The following is an 18,415-nucleotide window of genomic DNA, read 5'->3' on the forward strand; positions in this document are numbered from 1 at the left end:
AGGAGTTGTGATATGCACTCGCGCCACTTGAAATTGCTCGCCGCCGCTACCCTCACGGCCTGGTCGCTGACCGCCGGCCTGGCACAGGCCGCCGGTGTGCTCACCATCGGCTGCCGTGAAGACAGCACCACCTTCGACCCGATCAAAAGCGCGCAAAACCGCGACACCTGGGTATTTGCCAACGTCTACGACACCCTGGTGCGCGTGGATAACCTGGGCACCAAAATGGAACCGGGCCTGGCCGAAAGCTGGGACATTTCCAAGGATGGCCTGACCTACACCTTCAAGCTGCGCGAGGCGAAGTTCTCTGACGGCTCGCCGATCACTGCCGCCGACGCCGCATTCAGCCTGCTGCGCATCCGCGACAACAAGGCCTCCTTGTGGAGCGACCCGTTCAGCCTGATCAACACCGCCACGGCCAGCGATGCCAAGACCCTGGTGGTCACCTTGAAAACCCCGGCGGTGGCCTTCCTCTCGCAACTGGCGTCGCCAACGGTGTCGATCCTGTCGGAAAAAGCCATGACCAAGATGGGCGAAGACGCCTACTCGGAAAACCCGGTGACCTCCGGCGCGTTTACCGTGGACGAGTGGCGCAAGGGCGACCGCGTGATCCTGAAGAAAAACCCGAATTTCTGGCAGGCCGGCAGCGTGAGCCTGGACGGCGTGGAATGGGTGTCGGTGACCGATGACAACACGCGCATGCGCATGGTGCAGAACAACGAACTCGACACGGCGATCTTCGTGCCGTTCTCCCGGGTCGAAGAACTGAAAAAAGACCAGAACGTGGTGATCCACGCCGACCCGTCCACCCGTGAAGATCACCTGTTGATCAACCACGAGCACGGCTTGTTGGCCAAGCCGCAAGTGCGCCAGGCCCTGGACATGGCCATCGACAAGCAATCGCTGGTCAAAGCCGTCACTTACGGTCAAGGCACCGTGGCTTATTCCTACATTCCAAAGGGCTCGCTGTACCACTACGCCAACAACCTGCAACGCCCGTACGACCCGGCCGAAGCCAAGAAGCTGCTGGCCGCTGCAGGTGCCCAGGATTTGAAGCTCAACTACGTGGTCAACGCCGGCAACGAGGCCGACGAGCAGATCGCGGTGATCATCAAAGACCAGCTGGCCAAGGTCGGTGTGACCGCCAACCTGCAAAAAGTCGACCCCACCCAAAGCTGGCAGATGCTGGTGGACGGTGAGTACGATATTTCGGTGATGTACTGGACCAACGACATCCTCGACCCCGACCAGAAAACCACCTTCGTGCTGGGCCACGATACCAACCAGAACTACATGACCCGCTACAAGAACGACCAGGTCAAGGCCTTGGTGGCGGCTGCGCGGATCGAGGCAGACCCGGCCAAGCGTGAGCAAATGTATGTGGAGTTGCAGAAACTGGCCAAACAGGATGTGAACTGGATTGACCTGTACTACAGCCCGTACATCAATATCTCACGCAAGAACGTAAGCAACTTCCTGCAGAACCCGTTGGGGCGCTTCACCCTTGAGGAAGTGGTCAAAAACTGAGTATTTGAGTACACCACAAAGCAATGTGGAAGCTGGCTTGCCTGCGATACAGACACCTCGGTGCTTCAGTGACACCGCGGTGATGCTATCGCAGGCAAGCCAGCTCCCACCTTTGTTTTGCGGTGTGTCAGGGCTTATTGCGCATCGAAGGCCTGGCCGTTGATGCCCGCACTGTCCGGCCCCATCAGGTACAGGTACACCGGCATGATCTCTTCCGGCGCCGGCCTTTCCATCGGGTTTTCCCCTGGGTACGCCTGGGCGCGCATGCTGGTGCGGGTGCCGCCCGGGTTGATGCTGTTGGCGCGCACTGCGGCCACATCTTCCAGTTCATCGGCCAGGGTTTGCATCAGCCCCTCGGTGGCGAACTTGGACACGCCATAGGCACCCCAATAAGCACGGCCCTTGCGCCCGACGCTGCTGGAGGTGAATACCACCGACGCATCCTGGGACAGCTTGAGCAACGGCAGTAAAGTGCTGGTCAGCATGAACATCGCGTTGACGTTGACGTGCATCACCCGCATGAAGTTCTCGCCGGACAACTGCTCGATGGGCGTGCGCGGGCCGATGATCGAGGCGTTGTGCAACAAACCGTCGAGGTGGCCGAATGCCTTTTCGATCATCGCTGCCAGCTCATCGTATTGATGGGGCAGGGCGGTCTCCAGGTTGAACGGGATCACCACCGGCTGTGGGTGGCCGGCGGCTTCGATCTCGTCATACACCTGGGCCAGGTTGGCTTCGGTCTTGCCCAGCAACAGCACGGTGGCGCCATGGGCGGCATAGGTCTTCGCCGCTGCCGCGCCAATCCCGCGACCGGCGCCGGTTACCAGGATGATCCGGCCTTTGAGCAGTTCTGGAGGGGCAGAGTAATCAAACATAAATAGCCTCGACAAATTTCAAGGTGATACAGCTCTCGAAGTGGAGTCCATATCCTGTGGGAGCTGGCTTGCCTGCGATGGCGGACGACCTGTCGCCAAATGTGCTGGCTGGCAAACCGCTATCGCAGGCAAGCCAGCTCCCACATTGCTTCGAACCATCAGCAACTGCACAGGGCGTTATCCAGCACCTTGCGCAATTCCAGCGGGTGATCCACCACCACATCCGCGCCCCAGTGGCGGGGGTTGTCGTCCGGGTGGATATAGCCATAAGTGACCGCCGCCGTGCGCGTACCAGCATCGCGGCCGGATTCGATGTCGCGCAGGTCATCGCCCACGAACAGCACGCTGGCCGGGTCCAGGTCGAGCATCTTGCACGCCAGAATCATCGGCTCCGGGTCCGGCTTGCTGTTTTTCACGTGGTCCGGGCAGATCAGCACGGCCGAACGCTCGGCCAGGCCCAGCCGTTGCATGATCGGTTCGGCAAAGCGCACCGGCTTGTTGGTGACCACACCCCAGATCAACTTGGCTTTCTCGATGTCTTCCAGCAGCTCGGCCATGCCGTCGAACAGCTTGCTGTGGACTGCGCAATCCTTGAGGTAACGCTCCAGGAATTCCTGGCGCAGTTCCTCAAAACCCGGCGACTCCGGGTCCATCGAGAAGGTCACCGCGACCATCGCCCGCGCACCACCGGAAATTTCATCGCGGATGTGCTGCGGGTTGATCGGCGCCAGGCCACGGTCGGCGCGCATGGCCTGGCAGATGGCGATAAAGTCCGGCGCGGTGTCCAGCAGGGTACCGTCCATGTCGAAGAGAACCGCTCGCAACTTCACAGGCTTACTCCTCGCGCAGGGTCTGGATCATGTAGTTGACGTCAACATCGTTGGCCAGCTTGTAGTGCTTGGTCAGCGGGTTGTAGGTCAGGCCGATGATGTCCTTGACGGTCAGCCCGGCTTGGCGGCTCCACGCACCCAGCTCGGAAGGGCGGATGAATTTCTTGAAATCATGGGTGCCGCGCGGCAGCAGCTTCATGATGTATTCAGCGCCGATGATCGCGAACAGGTAGGCCTTGGGGTTGCGGTTGATGGTGGAGAAGAACACCTGGCCGCCGGGCTTGACCATACGGAAGCACGCACGGATCACCGAGGACGGGTCTGGCACGTGTTCGAGCATTTCCAGGCAGGTGACCACGTCGAACTGCTCGGGCATTTCCTCGGCCAGGGCTTCGGCAGTGATCTGGCGGTATTCCACGCTCACGCCAGATTCGAGCTGGTGCAACTGGGCCACGGCCAGCGGCGCTTCGCCCATGTCGATACCCATCACGGTGGCGCCGCGCTGGGCCATGGCTTCGCTGAGGATGCCGCCGCCGCAACCGACGTCCAGCACTTTTTTGCCGGCCAGGTTGACGCGCTCGTCAATCCAGTTGACCCGCAGTGGGTTGATGTCGTGCAAGGGCTTGAATTCGCTCTCGCGGTCCCACCAGCGATGGGCAAGGGCTTCAAACTTGGCGATTTCGGCGTGGTCGACGTTGCTCATGGTGAATCCTCTGAATCTGATAAGTCGGTGTGTCGCGGCTGAACCCAAGGCTTCAGCCGCGTCGTTATTCGCTGTGCCCGCTGATGCGTTGGCCCCAGGCAATGGCCGTGGCGGTCAACTGTTGTTCATCCATGCGGGTCAATTGCCGGTCGTCGAGCAATGGCTTGCCGGCAACCCAAAGGTGTTTCACGCAATCGCGCCCGGTGGCATATATAAGCTGTGAGACCGGATCGTAGATCGGTTGTTGCGCCAGCCCGGAAAGATCAAAAGCGACGATGTCTGCCGCCTTGCCGACTTCCAGGGAGCCAATCTGGCTGTCCAGGCCCATCGCCCTGGCGCCGTTGAGTGTGGCCATGCGCAAGGCGCGGTGGGCATCCAGCGCAGTGGCCGAACCGGCCACGGCCTTGGCCAGCATCGCCGCCGTGCGGGTTTCGCCAAGCAGATCCAGGTCATTGTTGCTGGCGGCGCCGTCGGTGCCGATGGCCACGTTGACGCCAGCCTGCCACAAGCGCTCCACCGGGCAAAAGCCGCTGGCCAGTTTCAGGTTCGATTCCGGGCAGTGAATGACGCTGGTGTTGCTTTCTACCAGTAAAGCCAGGTCGTCTTCGCTGATTTGGGTCATGTGCACGGCCTGAAAGCGCGGGCCCAGCAAGCCAAGGCGAGCCAGGCGCGCCAATGGCCGCTCGCCGGTCTGCTCGATGGCTTGCTGCACTTCAAAGGCGGTTTCGTGAACGTGCATATGGATCGCGGCGTCCAGCTCTTCGGCGATCACCCGGATTTTTTCCAGGTTGGCATCGCACACGGTGTACGGGGCGTGGGGGCCGAAGGTGATTTTGATGCGCGGGTGGTGCTTGAGGTCGCCGAACAACTCGATACCCTGGCGGATCGCCTCGTCGGCACTGCTGGCGCCGGGGATCGGGAAGTCGAGGATCGGCAGCGCGATCTGCGCACGCATACCGCTGTTGTGCACGCAGTCACTGGCGACCTTGGGGTAGAAATACATGTCCGAGAAGCAGCTGATGCCGCCCTTGATCTGCTCGGCAATGGCCAGGTTGGTGCCGTCGCGCACGAACGCTTCATCGACCCACTTGGCTTCGGCGGGCCAGATGTGCTTTTCCAGCCAGGTCATCAGTGGCAAATCGTCGGCCAAGCCGCGGAACAGGGTCATGGCGGCATGGCCGTGGGCATTGACCAGGCCGGGGCTGAGCAGCATGCCGGGCAGTTCACGCACTTCTCGCGCCGCCAGCTTCAACGCCGCGTCCCGTGGCCCGATAAAGGCAATGCAGCCATCGCGGATACCCAGGCCGTGCTCCTTGAGCACCACGCCAGCGGGCTCGACGGGTACCAGCCAGGTCGGCAGCAGCAACAAGTCGAGCGGGGCGGCAGTGGAGGTCATCGCAGGCTTCTTCCCAGGCAGCTATAAAAGAAGGGCGAAGTATACCCGAGCGTCCTGGCTGGCGGATCGCTATAATCGGCGGCTTTTGTTCATGAGTGCGGGGTAAGGGATGCGCGACCGACTGTTGGCTGCAGACAAAGTGAAGGCCATCGAATGGCGTGATGGCGCGCTGCACCTGCTCGATCAGCGCGTTTTGCCGTCCCGGACGCACTGGGTGGCCTGCAGTACCGTTGAGTCGGTGGCCGACGCCATTCGCACCATGGTGGTGCGGGGCGCGCCGGCTATCGGCATCTGCGCCGCCTATGGCTTGGTCCTGGCCGCCCGCGAGCGTATCGCCGAGGGTGGTGACTGGCAGGCTGCATGGGAAGAAGACTACGGCTTGCTGGCCCATACCCGACCGACCGCATCGAACCTGTTCTGGGCCTTGCAGCGCATGCGCGACCGCCTCGATCACCTCAAGCAGCACGCCGACCCGCTGGTGGCGCTGGAAGCCGAAGCCGTCGCGATCCATGAGAGCGACCGGGAGGCCAATGTGGTCATGGCCCAGTTGGGCATGGAGCGGATTCGCAAGCACCAGGGCAATGCCCAGGCGATCCTCACCCATGGCAATGCCGGCGCGTTGGCCTCCGGCGGCGTTGGCACAGCTCTCGGGGTGATTCATGCCGCGTATCTGGAGGGGCTGGTCGAGCAGGTCTATGTCAATGAAACCCGCCCCTGGCTGCAAGGCTCCCGTCTTACAGCGTGGGAGTTGGCGGGCCAGGGCATCCCGGTGGCGGTGAATGCCGACTCCGCCGGGGCACATATCCTCAAGACCAAAGGCGTGACCTGGGTGGTGGTGGGGGCTGACTGTATTGCGGCCAATGGCGATGTGATCAGTAAGATCGGCACTTATCAGTTGGCCGTGTGTGCCATGCACCATGGCGTGCGCTTTATGGTGGTGGCGTCGAGTTCGACCCTGGATTTGATGATGGCTACGGGGGAGGATGTTGCGCTGGAGCAGCGCGATATGGGTGAGTTGCTTGAGGTGGATGGGCAGCGGTTGGATATCGCGGCGTTTAACCCTGTGTTTGATGTGACCCCTGCGGACCTGATCGACGTGATCGTCACCGAAAAAGGCATTGTCGAGCGGCCAGACACTGCCAAACTGGCCAAGTTGATGTGTCGTAAGCGCCTGCATTGAGGGTGTCGGTGGCTGTGGGGGCTCTATCGCAGGCAAGCCAGCTCCCACCTTCAACCGTGTTCACACATCAAAGGTGGGAGCTGGCTTGCCTGCGATTGGCCCTTGAAGTCAATAAAACGTCTGCATTCCACCCTCGCAAAAAAGCACCATCGCGCCTCTGAGCCCCTCTCGTCCCCTTCAAGCCTGTCATCCGTCAAATTACTAGCCTCCATGCGCATCAGGGGGATAGGTGCGTGGCGGCGATTGTGATAACATCCGGCGGTTTCCAGGGCTGCCCCGAGGGGTGGCCTATAACGTGCAGATCCGTGTCATAACTCGTTGATTTGTCGTAAGTCGTTGTCAGGCACCGTGCCGGCAGCGGCGAGCTTCGTTCGTCCCGAATGGATGTGACGAGGTTTCACCCGAAAAAGGAATCAGGCTTCTCATGGGCGAACTGGCCAAAGAAATCCTCCCGGTCAATATCGAAGACGAGCTGAAACAGTCCTACCTCGACTACGCGATGAGCGTAATTGTCGGTCGGGCACTGCCTGATGCGCGCGATGGCTTGAAGCCCGTGCACCGGCGTGTGCTGTTCGCGATGAGCGAGCTGGGTAACGACTGGAACAAGCCGTACAAGAAATCTGCCCGTGTTGTCGGTGACGTGATCGGTAAGTATCACCCTCACGGCGACACTGCGGTGTACGACACCATCGTTCGGATGGCGCAGCCGTTTTCCCTGCGCTACCTGCTGGTAGACGGCCAGGGTAACTTCGGTTCGGTGGACGGCGACAACGCCGCGGCCATGCGATACACCGAAGTGCGCATGACCAAGCTGGCGCACGAGCTACTGGCCGACCTGCATAAAGAAACCGTGGACTGGGTGCCGAACTACGACGGCACCGAAATGATCCCGGCTGTCATGCCCACCAGGATTCCCAACCTGCTGGTCAACGGTTCCAGCGGTATCGCCGTGGGCATGGCCACCAACATCCCGCCGCACAACCTCGGTGAAGTCATCGACGGTTGCCTGGCCCTTATCGACAACCCTGAGCTGACCGTCGATGAGCTGATGCAATACATTCCCGGCCCGGACTTCCCGACCGCCGCGATCATCAACGGTCGCGCCGGCATCATCGAAGCCTACCGCACCGGCCGTGGGCGCATTTACATGCGCGCCCGCTCGATCATCGAAGACATCGACAAGGTCGGTGGCCGCCAGCAGATCGTCATCACCGAACTCCCTTACCAGTTGAACAAGGCACGCCTGATCGAGAAGATCGCCGAGCTGGTTAAAGAGAAGAAGCTGGAAGGCATCACCGAGCTGCGCGACGAGTCCGACAAAGACGGCATGCGCGTGGTCATCGAGCTGCGCCGCGGCGAAGTGCCGGAGGTGATCCTCAACAACCTCTACGCCCAGACCCAGCTGCAAAGCGTGTTTGGTATCAACGTGGTTGCCCTGATCGACGGCCGCCCGCGCATCCTGAACCTCAAGGACCTGCTGGAAGCCTTCGTGCGTCACCGTCGCGAAGTGGTCACCCGCCGCACCGTGTTCGAACTGCGCAAGGCCCGTGAGCGTGGCCATATCCTGGAAGGCCAGGCGGTTGCGCTGTCGAACATCGACCCGGTGATCGCCCTCATCAAGGCCTCGCCAACCCCGTCGGAAGCCAAGGAAGCGCTGATCAGCACACCTTGGGAATCCAGTGCCGTGGTCGCGATGGTTGAGCGCGCTGGCGCCGACTCGTGCCGCCCCGAGACCCTGGACCCGCAATACGGTCTGCGTGAAGGCAAGTACTTCCTGTCGCCAGAACAGGCCCAGGCCATCCTGGAACTGCGCCTGCACCGCCTCACCGGCCTTGAACACGAGAAGCTGCTGGCCGAGTACCAGGAGATCCTCAACCAGATCGGCGAGTTGATCCGCATCCTCAGCAGCGCTGTGCGCCTGATGGAAGTGATCCGCGAAGAACTGGAAGTGATCCGCGCCGAATACGGCGACGTGCGCCGCACCGAAATCCTCGATGCGCGCCTGGACCTGACCCTGGGTGACATGATCCCGGAAGAAGAGCGCGTGGTGACCATCTCCCACGGTGGCTATGCCAAGACCCAACCGTTGGCGGCCTACCAGGCCCAGCGTCGTGGCGGTAAAGGTAAATCGGCTACCGGCGTGAAGGATGAGGACTACATCGCTCACCTGCTGGTCGCCAACAGCCACACCACGCTGCTGCTGTTCTCCAGCAAAGGCAAGGTGTACTGGCTCAAGACCTACGAAATCCCGGAGGCCTCCCGCGCTGCCCGTGGTCGTCCGTTGGTCAACCTGCTGCCGCTGGACAGTGACGAATACATCACCACCATGCTGCCGGTCGAGGAATACACCGAAGGTCACTTCATCTTCATGGCCACCGCCAAAGGCACCGTGAAGAAGACCCCGCTGGAATCCTTCAGCCGTCAACGCAGCGTGGGCCTGATCGCCTTGGAACTGGACGAAGGCGACGTGCTGATTTCCGCAGCCATCACCGATGGCGAGCGCGAAGTCATGCTGTTCTCCGATGGCGGCAAGGTCACACGCTTCAAGGAATCCGACGTACGAGCCATGGGCCGTACCGCCCGCGGTGTACGCGGCATGCGCCTGCCGGAAGGGCAGAAGCTGATTTCGATGCTGATCCCGGAAGAAGGCAGCCAGATCCTCACCGCTTCCGAGCGTGGTTATGGCAAGCGCACCGCCATCAGTGAGTTCCCGGAGTACAAGCGTGGCGGCCAGGGCGTGATCGCCATGGTCAGCAACGACCGCAACGGCCGTCTCGTCGGCGCGGTGCAGGTGCTCGACGGCGAGGAGATCATGCTGATTTCCGACCAGGGCACCCTGGTGCGTACCCGTGTGGCGGAAGTGTCGAGCCTGGGCCGTAACACCCAGGGCGTGACCCTGATCAAGCTGGCCAAGGACGAAAAACTGGTCGGCCTGGAGCGTGTGCAGGAGCCTTCGGAAGTCGAAGGCGAAGAGCTCGAAGGTGAGGAATTCGAAGGCGAGGTGATCGCAGCTGGCGATGACAACGTTGACGAGCCAACCCTCGACGCTGCCGCAGACGAAGAAGAACCGCAGGAATAAGCGGACACACAGGGGGCGGATGAAGATTCGCCCCCTTGTTGTTTGTCCCCTATGAAACACAGCGCCCTTTGCCTGGACGCGGTCCATGTGGGAGCTGGCTTGCCTGCGATGCAGGCGCCTCGGTCATTCAGTGATACCGCGGCGCTGCTATCGCAGGAAAGCCAGCTCCCACAGATGTCCGCTCCAGAATGAGGGCGTTGCTGACATGATTGCAGCCCCACCAGATCAGAGTGAGATTGGATGTGAGCAAGAGAGCCTATAACTTCTGTGCCGGTCCCGCGGCGCTTCCTGAAGCAGTCCTGCAGCGTGCGCAGGGTGAACTCCTCGACTGGCATGGAAAAGGCCTCTCCGTGATGGAAATGAGCCATCGCAGCGATGAGTTCGTGTCCATCGCCAACAAGGCCGAGCAGGACCTGCGCGACTTGCTGGACATCCCATCCCATTACAAAGTGCTGTTCCTGCAAGGTGGTGCGAGCCAGCAGTTCGCCCAGTTACCGCTGAACCTGCTGCCAGAAGGCGGGACTGCCGACTATATCGACACCGGTATCTGGGGTCAGAAGGCTATCGAAGAAGCCTCGCGCTACGGCCATGTCAACGTGGCAGGCACCGCCAAGCCCTACGACTACTTCGCCATTCCCGGTCAGAACGAGTGGAAGCTGTCCAAAGACGCGGCCTACGTTCACTACGTCGCGAACGAAACCATCGGTGGCCTGGAATTTGATTGGGTGCCGCAAGTCGGTGACGTTCCGCTGGTGTGCGACATGTCCTCGGACATCCTCTCGCGTCCGATCGATGTGTCCAAATACGGCATGATCTACGCCGGCGCGCAAAAGAACATCGGCCCAAGCGGCATCCTGGTCAATATCATCCGCGAAGACCTGCTGGGCCGCGCCCGTTCCCTGTGCCCCACTATGCTCAACTACAAGGTCGCGGCTGATAACGGCTCGATGTACAACACCCCGCCGGCGTTTGCCTGGTACCTGTCGGGCCTGGTGTTCGAATGGCTCAAGGAGCAGGGTGGTGTGGCGGCCATGGGTAAGTTGAACGAAGAGAAGAAGCGCACCCTGTACGACTTCATCGACGCCAGCGGCCTGTACAGCAACCCGATCAACCTCACCGACCGCTCGTGGATGAACGTGCCGTTCCGCCTGGCGGACGACCGCCTGGACAAGCCGTTCCTGGCTGGCGCCGACGAGCGCGGCCTGCTGAACCTCAAGGGCCACCGCTCGGTGGGTGGCATGCGCGCCTCCATTTATAACGCCGTCGACATCCACGCCATCAATGCGCTGGTTGCCTACATGGCAGAGTTCGAGAAGGAACACGGCTAATGTCTGAGCAAGAACTCAAGGCCCTGCGCGTACGCATTGACAGCCTGGACGAGAAGGTCCTGGAACTGATCAGTGAGCGTGCGCGCTGCGCCCAGGAAGTAGCCCGGGTGAAAATGGCGTCGCTGGCGGAAGGCGAAGTGCCGGTGTTCTACCGCCCCGAGCGTGAAGCCCAGGTGCTCAAGCGCGTGATGGAGCGCAACAAGGGCCCGTTGGGCAACGAAGAGATGGCGCGGTTGTTCCGTGAAATCATGTCCTCGTGCCTGGCGCTGGAGCAGCCACTGAAAGTGGCTTACCTCGGCCCTGAGGGCACCTTCACCCAGGCAGCGGCCATGAAGCACTTCGGCCATGCGGTGATCAGCAAGCCGATGGCGGCCATCGACGAAGTTTTCCGTGAAGTCGCCGCCGGTGCGGTGAATTTTGGCGTGGTGCCGGTGGAAAACTCCACCGAAGGTGCGGTCAACCACACGCTGGACAGCTTCCTCGAACACGACATGGTGATCTGCGGTGAGGTGGAGTTGCGTATCCACCACCACCTGCTGGTGGGTGAAAACACCAAGACCGACAGCATCAGCCGTATCTATTCCCACGCCCAGTCCCTGGCCCAGTGCCGCAAGTGGCTGGACGCCCATTACCCGAATGTCGAGCGCGTGGCGGTGTCCAGCAACGCCGAAGCGGCCAAGCGGGTCAAGGGTGAGTGGAACTCGGCGGCGATTGCCGGCGATATGGCCGCGGGCCTCTACGGCCTGACGCGCCTGGCTGAGAAGATCGAAGACCGCCCGGATAACTCCACGCGCTTTTTGATGATCGGCAGCCAGGAAGTGCCGCCCACCGGCGACGACAAGACTTCAATTATCGTTTCCATGAGCAACAAACCCGGCGCGTTGCATGAGCTGCTGGTGCCGTTCCACGATAACGGGATTGACCTGACGCGCATCGAGACTCGTCCTTCGCGCAGCGGTAAGTGGACCTATGTGTTCTTTATCGACTTCATCGGCCATCACCGCGACCCGCTGGTCAAGGGCGTGCTGGAGAAGATCAGTCAGGAAGCCGTGGCACTCAAGGTGCTGGGCTCTTACCCGAAAGCGGTTTTGTGAGGCTTTGACATGAGTGGCAATTTCCTCGCCCTGGCGCAGCCGGGCGTGCAACAACTCTCGCCTTACGTTCCAGGCAAGCCTGTGGACGAGTTGGCCCGCGAGTTGAATCTGGACCCGTCCAAGATCGTCAAACTGGCGAGTAACGAAAACCCGCAGGGCCCGAGCCCCAAAGTGTTGGCGGCGATTCGTGAAGAGCTGGCCGAGCTGACCCGTTATCCCGATGGCAACGGTTTTGCCCTCAAGTCGCTACTGGCGGACAAGTGCCGGGTCGAGTTGAATCAAGTGACCTTGGGCAACGGCTCCAACGACATCCTTGAGCTGGTCGGCCGTGCCTACCTGGCGCCAGGTTTGAATGCGGTGTTCAGCGAGCACGCGTTTGCGGTCTACCCGATTGTGACCCAGGCGGTGGGGGCAGATGCTCGCGTGATTCCTGCCAAGGACTGGGGCCATGACCTGCCGGCGATGCTGGCGGCCATCGATGCCCAGACTCGCGTGGTGTTTATCGCCAACCCGAACAACCCGACCGGCACCTGGTTTGACGAGCAGGCACTGAACGAATTCCTGCAGGACGTGCCCCAGCATGTGCTGGTCGTGCTGGACGAAGCCTACATCGAGTACGCCGAAGGCAGCGACCTGCCCGACGGCCTGGATTTCCTTGCGGCCTACCCGAACCTGCTGGTGTCGCGTACGTTCTCCAAGGCTTATGGCCTAGCGTCGTTGCGGGTCGGTTATGGCTTGTCCACGCCTGTGGTGGCCGATGTGCTGAACCGCGTGCGCCAGCCGTTCAACGTCAACAGTCTGGCCCTGGCGGCCGCCTGTGCGGCGGTGAAGGATGCCGAATACCTGGAAGAAGGCCGTCGCCTCAACGAAAGCGGCATGCTGCAATTGCAGGAAGGCTTTCGTGAGCTGGGCCTGGGCTGGATTCCGTCCAAGGGCAACTTCATCTGCGTCGACCTCGGCCAAGTGGCCGCGCCGGTGTTCCAGGGCTTGCTGCGCGAGGGTGTGATCGTACGCCCGGTAGCCAACTACGGGATGCCGAACCACCTGCGTATCACCATCGGTTTGCCGGCTGAGAACAGCCGCTTCCTTGAGGCGCTGGCCAAGGTTCTGGCCCGTGGTTGATGTCACTGCATTGCAACCTGCTGTGCCTATGATCGGTCGCCTGGTGGTGGTCGGACTGGGGTTGATCGGTGGTTCCTTCGCCAAAGGCCTGCGTGAAAGCGGGCTATGTGGCGAAGTGGTGGGGGTGGACCTCGACCCGCAATCGCGCACGTTGGCGGTGGAGTTGGGGGTGGTGGACCGCTGTGAGGCGGACCTGGCCGTTGCGTGCCAGGGCGCGGATGTGATCCAGCTTGCCGTGCCGATCCTGGCCATGGAGAAGTTGCTGGCGGTACTGGCGGGCATGGACCTCGGGCAAGCGATCCTTACCGATGTGGGTAGCGCCAAAGGCAACGTGGTGCGCGCGGCACGATTGGCGTTTGGTGGCATGCCGCCGCGCTTTGTGCCGGGTCATCCCATCGCGGGTTCCGAGCAGAGCGGGGTGGAGGCCTCCAATGCGCAGTTGTTTCGTCGGCATAAGGTCATCCTGACGCCGCTTGCGCAAACCGATCCCACGGCGTTGGCGGTGGTGGATCGTCTCTGGCGCGAGCTGGGCGCGGATGTGGAGCATATGCAGGTCGAGCGTCACGACGAAGTGTTGGCGGCCACCAGCCACTTGCCGCATCTGCTGGCATTTGGCTTGGTGGATTCTTTGGCCAAGCGCAACGAGAACCTCGAGATTTTCCGTTACGCCGCCGGCGGCTTCCGCGATTTTACGCGGATTGCCGGCAGCGATCCGGTGATGTGGCACGACATCTTCCTCGCCAATCGCGAAGCGGTGTTGCGCACCCTGGACACCTTCCGCAGTGACCTCGACGCCTTGCGCGACGCGGTGGATGCGGGAGACGGCCATCAGCTGCTGGGCGTGTTCACCCGTGCGCGGGTGGCGCGTGAACATTTCAGCAAAATCCTTGCGCGCCGGGCCTATATGGAAACCGCAGTGAACACCGATGACCTGACCTTCATCGCCAGTCCGGGTGGCCGCTTGAGCGGGCGCATTCGCGTGCCGGGTGACAAGTCGATCTCTCACCGATCGATCATGTTGGGGTCGTTGGCCGAGGGTGTGACCGAGGTGGAAGGCTTCCTTGAGGGTGAAGACGCCCTGGCGACCTTGCAGGCCTTTCGCGACATGGGCGTGGTGATCGAGGGGCCGCACCATGGGCGCGTGACCATTCATGGCGTCGGCCTGCAGGGCCTGAAGGCTGCGCCGGGGCCGATCTATGTAGGCAATTCCGGCACGTCGATGCGCCTGTTGGCCGGTGTGTTGGCAGCGCAGAGCTTCGACAGCGTGCTGACCGGCGATGCCTCGCTGTCCAAGCGCCCGATGAACCGCGTGGCCAAGCCGCTGCGGGAAATGGGCGCGATCATCGAAACCGGGCCGGACGGGCGTCCGCCGCTGAGTATTCGTGGCGGGCAATCGCTCAAGGGCTTGAACTATGTACTGCCCATGGCCAGTGCCCAGGTGAAATCCTGCCTGTTGTTGGCGGGGTTATACGCTGAGGGTAAAACCTCGGTGACCGAGCCCGCACCGACCCGCGACCACACCGAGCGCATGCTGCGCGGCTTTGGCTACCCGGTGGCGGTGCAGGGCGCGACGGCGTCGCTGGCGTCGGGGCATGGGTTGACCGCTACGCGTATTGAAGTGCCAGGGGATATTTCGTCTTCGGCGTTTTTCCTGGTGGCGGCCTCGATTGCCGAAGGCTCCGAGCTGTTGCTGGAGCATGTCGGTATCAACCCGACCCGCACCGGTGTGATCGACATCCTGCGGCTGATGGGGGCTGATATCACCCTCGAAAATCAGCGTGAGGTGGGCGGCGAGCCGGTTGCGGATTTACGTGTGCGTGCTGCCGCGCTCAAGGGTATCGAGATTCCAGAGGCCCTGGTGCCGTTGGCGATTGATGAGTTTCCCGTGCTGTTTATTGCCGCAGCCTGCGCTCAGGGGCGTACTGTTTTACGCGGGGCCGAAGAGCTGCGCCTCAAGGAGTCCGATCGCATCCAGGTGATGGCCGACCGTCTGTTGGCTCTGGGCGTGAAGTGTGAACCCACGCCTGATGGGCTTATCATTGACGGTGGCCCGATGGGCGGCGGTGAAGTGCATGCCCATGGCGATCATCGGATTGCCATGGCGTTCAGTGTGGCTTCCCTGCGGGCGACGGCGCCTATTCGTATCCTTGACTGTGCCAATGTTGCTACGTCTTTTCCGAACTTTCTGACACTGTGTGCCCAAGTCGGCATCCGTGTTGCCCAAGAGGCTCAATTGTGAATATCAAAGCACCGGTGATTACCATCGACGGGCCTAGCGGCTCGGGCAAAGGCACAATCGCTGGCATTCTGGCCAAGCGCCTGGGTTGGTGCCTGCTGGATTCTGGCGCGCTGTACCGCCTGCTGGCGTTTGCTGCGCACAACCATGGTGTGGACCTGACCAACGAAGAATTGCTGACGAAACTTGCCGCCCATCTGGATGTGCAGTTCATTGCGGCGACCGAGGGTCAGTTGCAGCGCATCATTCTGGAAGGTGATGAAGTCAGCGATGTGATTCGCACCGAGAGTATCGGTGCGGGTGCCTCCCAAGTGGCCGCGTTGCCCGCCGTGCGCGAGGCGCTGCTGCAGCGCCAGCGCGCATTCCAGGAGGCGCCGGGCCTGGTGGCCGATGGCCGCGACATGGGCACGGTGGTATTTCCCGAGGCGCCGCTGAAGATTTTCCTGACCGCCAGCGCCGAGGAACGGGCACGCCGCCGATACTTGCAGTTGAAGGGCAAAGTCGATGGTGTTAGTCTGTCGAGTCTGCTAGATGAGATCCGTGCACGCGATGAGCGTGATACCCAGCGTGCGGTAGCCCCGCTCAAGCCGGCGGCTGACGCCATACAGCTGGATTCCACGGAGTTGTCCATCGAGCAGGTGCTGGAACGCATCATGAGTGAAATCGCCATTCGCGATATCGCCGGGTGATCAAGAAGGCCGCAGGGGACCAGTCATAGTCCTGCGGTGGCTTCTTTTAACTGAAACTGACCCACACCGTCTGGGGTGTGGAGATGGGCGTATTCTTCGCCCTTATCAACAGGAATTAAAATGAGCGAAAGCTTTGCGGAACTCTTTGAAGAAAGCCTAAAAACCCTGAACCTTCAGGCAGGCTCCATCATCACCGGTGTTATCGTTGATATCGATTACCAAGCTCGCTGGGTAACCGTTCACGCTGGTCTGAAGTCTGAAGCTCTGATCCCGCTGGAACAGTTCTACAACGATGCTGGTGACCTGACTATCAATGTCGGTGACGAAGTTCACGTTGCTCTGGACTCGGTTGAAGACGGTTTCGGTGAAACCAAGCTGTCCCGTGAAAAAGCCAAGCGCGCTGAATGCTGGATTGTTCTCGAAGCAGCCTTCGCAGCTGAAGAAGTGGTCAAGGGCGTTATCAACGGTAAGGTTAAAGGCGGCTTCACTGTCGACGTTAACGGCATCCGTGCGTTCCTGCCAGGTTCTTTGGTCGACGTTCGTCCAGTGCGCGACACCACGCACCTGGAAGGCAAAGAACTGGAATTCAAAGTCATCAAGCTCGACCAGAAGCGCAACAACGTTGTCGTTTCCCGTCGCAGCGTGCTGGAAGCAGAGAACTCCGCCGAGCGTGAAGCTCTGCTGGAATCCCTGCAGGAAGGCCAACAAGTCAAAGGTATCGTCAAGAACCTCACCGATTACGGCGCATTCGTCGATCTGGGTGGCGTCGATGGCCTGCTGCACATTACCGACATGGCTTGGAAGCGTATCAAGCATCCTTCCGAAATCGTCAACGTTGGCGACGAGATCGATGTCAAGGTTCTGAAGTACGATCGTGAGCGTAACCGCGTTTCCCTGGGCTTGAAGCAGCTGGGCGAAGATCCATGGGTTGCTATCAAAGCTCGTTACCCAGAAAGCACCCGCGTAACCGCGCGTGTTACCAACCTGACCGACTACGGCTGCTTCGCAGAGCTGGAAGAAGGCGTGGAAGGCCTGGTACACGTTTCCGAAATGGACTGGACCAACAAGAACATCCACCCTTCGAAAGTCGTACAAGTCGGCGACGAAGTGGAAGTTATGGTTCTGGACATCGACGAAGAGCGTCGTCGTATCTCCCTGGGCATCAAGCAGTGCAAATCTAACCCATGGGAAGATTTCTCTGGCCAGTTCAACAAGGGCGATAAAATCTCCGGCACCATCAAGTCGATCACCGATTTCGGTATCTTCATTGGTCTGGACGGCGGCATCGACGGCCTGGTTCACCTGTCCGACATCTCCTGGAACGAAGTTGGCGAAGAAGCTGTTCGTCGTTTCAAGAAGGGCGACGAGCTGGACACCGTTATCCTGTCTGTTGACCCAGAGCGCGAGCGCATCTCCCTGGGCATCAAGCAACTGGAAAGCGATCCGTTCTCCGAGTACGTTCAAGAGAACGACAAAGGCGCCATCGTTAAAGGCACTGTGAAAGAAGTTGACGCCAAAGGCGCCATCATCGTTCTGGCCGACGATATCGAAGCGACTCTGAAAGCCTCCGAAATCAGCCGTGACCGCGTTGAAGACGCGCGCAACGTACTGAAAGAAGGCCAGGAAGTAGAAGCCAAGATCATCAGCGTTGACCGCAAGAGCCGCGTGATTCAGCTCTCCATCAAGTCGAAAGACGAAGTGGAAGAGAAAGAAGCTATCCAGAGCCTGAAAGAAGCTGCTCCGGAAGCTGCTGCTGACACCACTATGGCGGCACTGCTGCGCCAGGCAATGGCTAAGCAGAACTAAGTTCTGTAAAGCTGTAGAAAAAGGGCGACTTCGGTCGCCCTTTTTTGTGCCTGAAATTTGATGAAGCAACTGCACCGAACCAAGGCATTCAGCCCAATGTCAGAACTGACTATAGTCTTGAAAACGGCTATTTCGCGTTGCTGACTCAATAAGGGTTTGAATGAACAGAATTATCGTAATACTCGCCTTGCTCGTGCTTGCAGGCTGCTCCTCCACCAGTGCCAAGACCCACGCCAAGCGTGGCGTCAGTGGCATCGAGATCGACTGCTCAGGCCTGGGCAACAAGTGGGAAAAGTGCGAGAAGCGCGCCGCCCGTGAGTGCAAGATGCAGGGCTACAAGGTCATAACCCGCTCCAGCGATGCAGAGGACGAAGAGGGCGACTACCTGTTCGGCTGGAACCCTGCTGGCGCGGTGACGCGGACCATGTTGGTGATCTGTAAGTAAGGAGTTGGCTGCTTGCTGAACGTGTTTATTCAGCCTCAGATAAGTTGACACATGGGCTGTTCAAATTCATCAACTCATGCTAAAACCTTCGGAGCGCTTTTCCTA

Annotated in this window: 14 protein-coding genes; 10 read left to right on the forward strand and 4 right to left on the reverse strand. The window is 60.5% G+C overall.

Annotated features, from left to right (window positions below; all coding sequences use genetic code 11):
• Positions 1-12: 12 nt before the first annotated feature.
• Positions 13-1,527: an ABC transporter substrate-binding protein gene (locus JMV15_RS04365; protein ID WP_014717612.1), complete on the forward strand. Its 1,515-nt coding sequence runs from the start codon at positions 13-15 to the stop codon at positions 1,525-1,527.
• Between the two features lie 134 nt (positions 1,528-1,661).
• Here JMV15_RS04365 and JMV15_RS04370 read toward each other — a convergent pair whose 3' ends face one another.
• The 4 genes from JMV15_RS04370 to JMV15_RS04385 all read right to left on the reverse strand — a co-directional run bounded on the left by JMV15_RS04370 (position 1,662) and on the right by JMV15_RS04385 (position 5,331).
• A complete protein-coding gene (locus JMV15_RS04370; protein WP_014717613.1) occupies positions 1,662-2,402 on the reverse strand; it encodes a YciK family oxidoreductase in 741 nt (246 codons plus the stop codon).
• Positions 2,403-2,560: 158 nt separating this feature from the next.
• Complete coding sequence (gene mupP / locus JMV15_RS04375; RefSeq protein ID WP_003189759.1) at positions 2,561-3,232, reverse strand: N-acetylmuramic acid 6-phosphate phosphatase MupP; 672 nt, start codon at positions 3,230-3,232, stop codon at positions 2,561-2,563.
• 4 nt (positions 3,233-3,236) lie between these two features.
• On the reverse strand, positions 3,237-3,935 hold the full coding sequence (gene ubiG / locus JMV15_RS04380; protein ID WP_003189760.1) for a bifunctional 2-polyprenyl-6-hydroxyphenol methylase/3-demethylubiquinol 3-O-methyltransferase UbiG: 699 nt from the start codon (positions 3,933-3,935) through the stop codon (positions 3,237-3,239).
• Positions 3,936-3,999: 64 nt separating this feature from the next.
• Positions 4,000-5,331, reverse strand: coding sequence for a TRZ/ATZ family hydrolase (locus tag JMV15_RS04385; protein ID WP_038449503.1), 1,332 nt, complete (start codon positions 5,329-5,331; stop codon positions 4,000-4,002).
• Between the two features lie 109 nt (positions 5,332-5,440).
• On the opposite strand from JMV15_RS04385, the gene mtnA reads away from it, so the two are divergent.
• From mtnA to JMV15_RS04430, 9 genes are all read left to right on the forward strand, one after another.
• Complete coding sequence (gene mtnA / locus JMV15_RS04390) at positions 5,441-6,511, forward strand: S-methyl-5-thioribose-1-phosphate isomerase (protein ID WP_069868330.1); 1,071 nt, start codon at positions 5,441-5,443, stop codon at positions 6,509-6,511.
• A 424-nt stretch (positions 6,512-6,935) separates the two neighbouring features.
• Positions 6,936-9,590 (forward strand): DNA gyrase subunit A, encoded by a 2,655-nt coding sequence (gyrA, locus tag JMV15_RS04395; protein ID WP_014717617.1) that lies wholly within the window; start codon positions 6,936-6,938, stop codon positions 9,588-9,590.
• Between the two features lie 242 nt (positions 9,591-9,832).
• On the forward strand, positions 9,833-10,918 hold the full coding sequence (gene serC / locus JMV15_RS04400) for a 3-phosphoserine/phosphohydroxythreonine transaminase (RefSeq protein WP_019820637.1): 1,086 nt from the start codon (positions 9,833-9,835) through the stop codon (positions 10,916-10,918).
• Entirely contained in the window at positions 10,918-12,012 is a 1,095-nt protein-coding gene (pheA, locus tag JMV15_RS04405; protein ID WP_003172650.1) for a prephenate dehydratase, read from the forward strand. The genes serC and pheA overlap by 1 nt, the downstream gene beginning before the upstream one ends.
• Before the next feature lie 9 nt (positions 12,013-12,021).
• The gene (gene hisC / locus JMV15_RS04410; RefSeq protein ID WP_038449507.1) at positions 12,022-13,134 is read left to right on the forward strand and encodes a histidinol-phosphate transaminase; all 1,113 of its coding nucleotides are present in this window, start codon (positions 12,022-12,024) and stop codon (positions 13,132-13,134) included.
• Between the two features lie 28 nt (positions 13,135-13,162).
• Complete coding sequence (locus JMV15_RS04415) at positions 13,163-15,373, forward strand: bifunctional prephenate dehydrogenase/3-phosphoshikimate 1-carboxyvinyltransferase (protein ID WP_038449508.1); 2,211 nt, start codon at positions 13,163-13,165, stop codon at positions 15,371-15,373.
• Positions 15,370-16,059: a (d)CMP kinase gene (gene cmk / locus JMV15_RS04420; protein ID WP_003189772.1), complete on the forward strand. Its 690-nt coding sequence runs from the start codon at positions 15,370-15,372 to the stop codon at positions 16,057-16,059. The genes JMV15_RS04415 and cmk overlap by 4 nt, the downstream gene beginning before the upstream one ends.
• Positions 16,060-16,179: 120 nt before the next feature.
• Positions 16,180-17,865, forward strand: a complete 1,686-nt coding sequence (gene rpsA / locus JMV15_RS04425) for a 30S ribosomal protein S1 (protein ID WP_003189774.1) — start codon at positions 16,180-16,182, stop codon at positions 17,863-17,865.
• A gap of 160 nt (positions 17,866-18,025) precedes the next feature.
• The gene (locus tag JMV15_RS04430; protein ID WP_003189775.1) at positions 18,026-18,310 is read left to right on the forward strand and encodes a hypothetical protein; all 285 of its coding nucleotides are present in this window, start codon (positions 18,026-18,028) and stop codon (positions 18,308-18,310) included.
• Positions 18,311-18,415 lie beyond the last annotated feature (105 nt).

Source organism: Pseudomonas paracarnis (assembly GCF_904063055.1).
Classification (GTDB): domain Bacteria; phylum Pseudomonadota; class Gammaproteobacteria; order Pseudomonadales; family Pseudomonadaceae; genus Aquipseudomonas; species Aquipseudomonas paracarnis.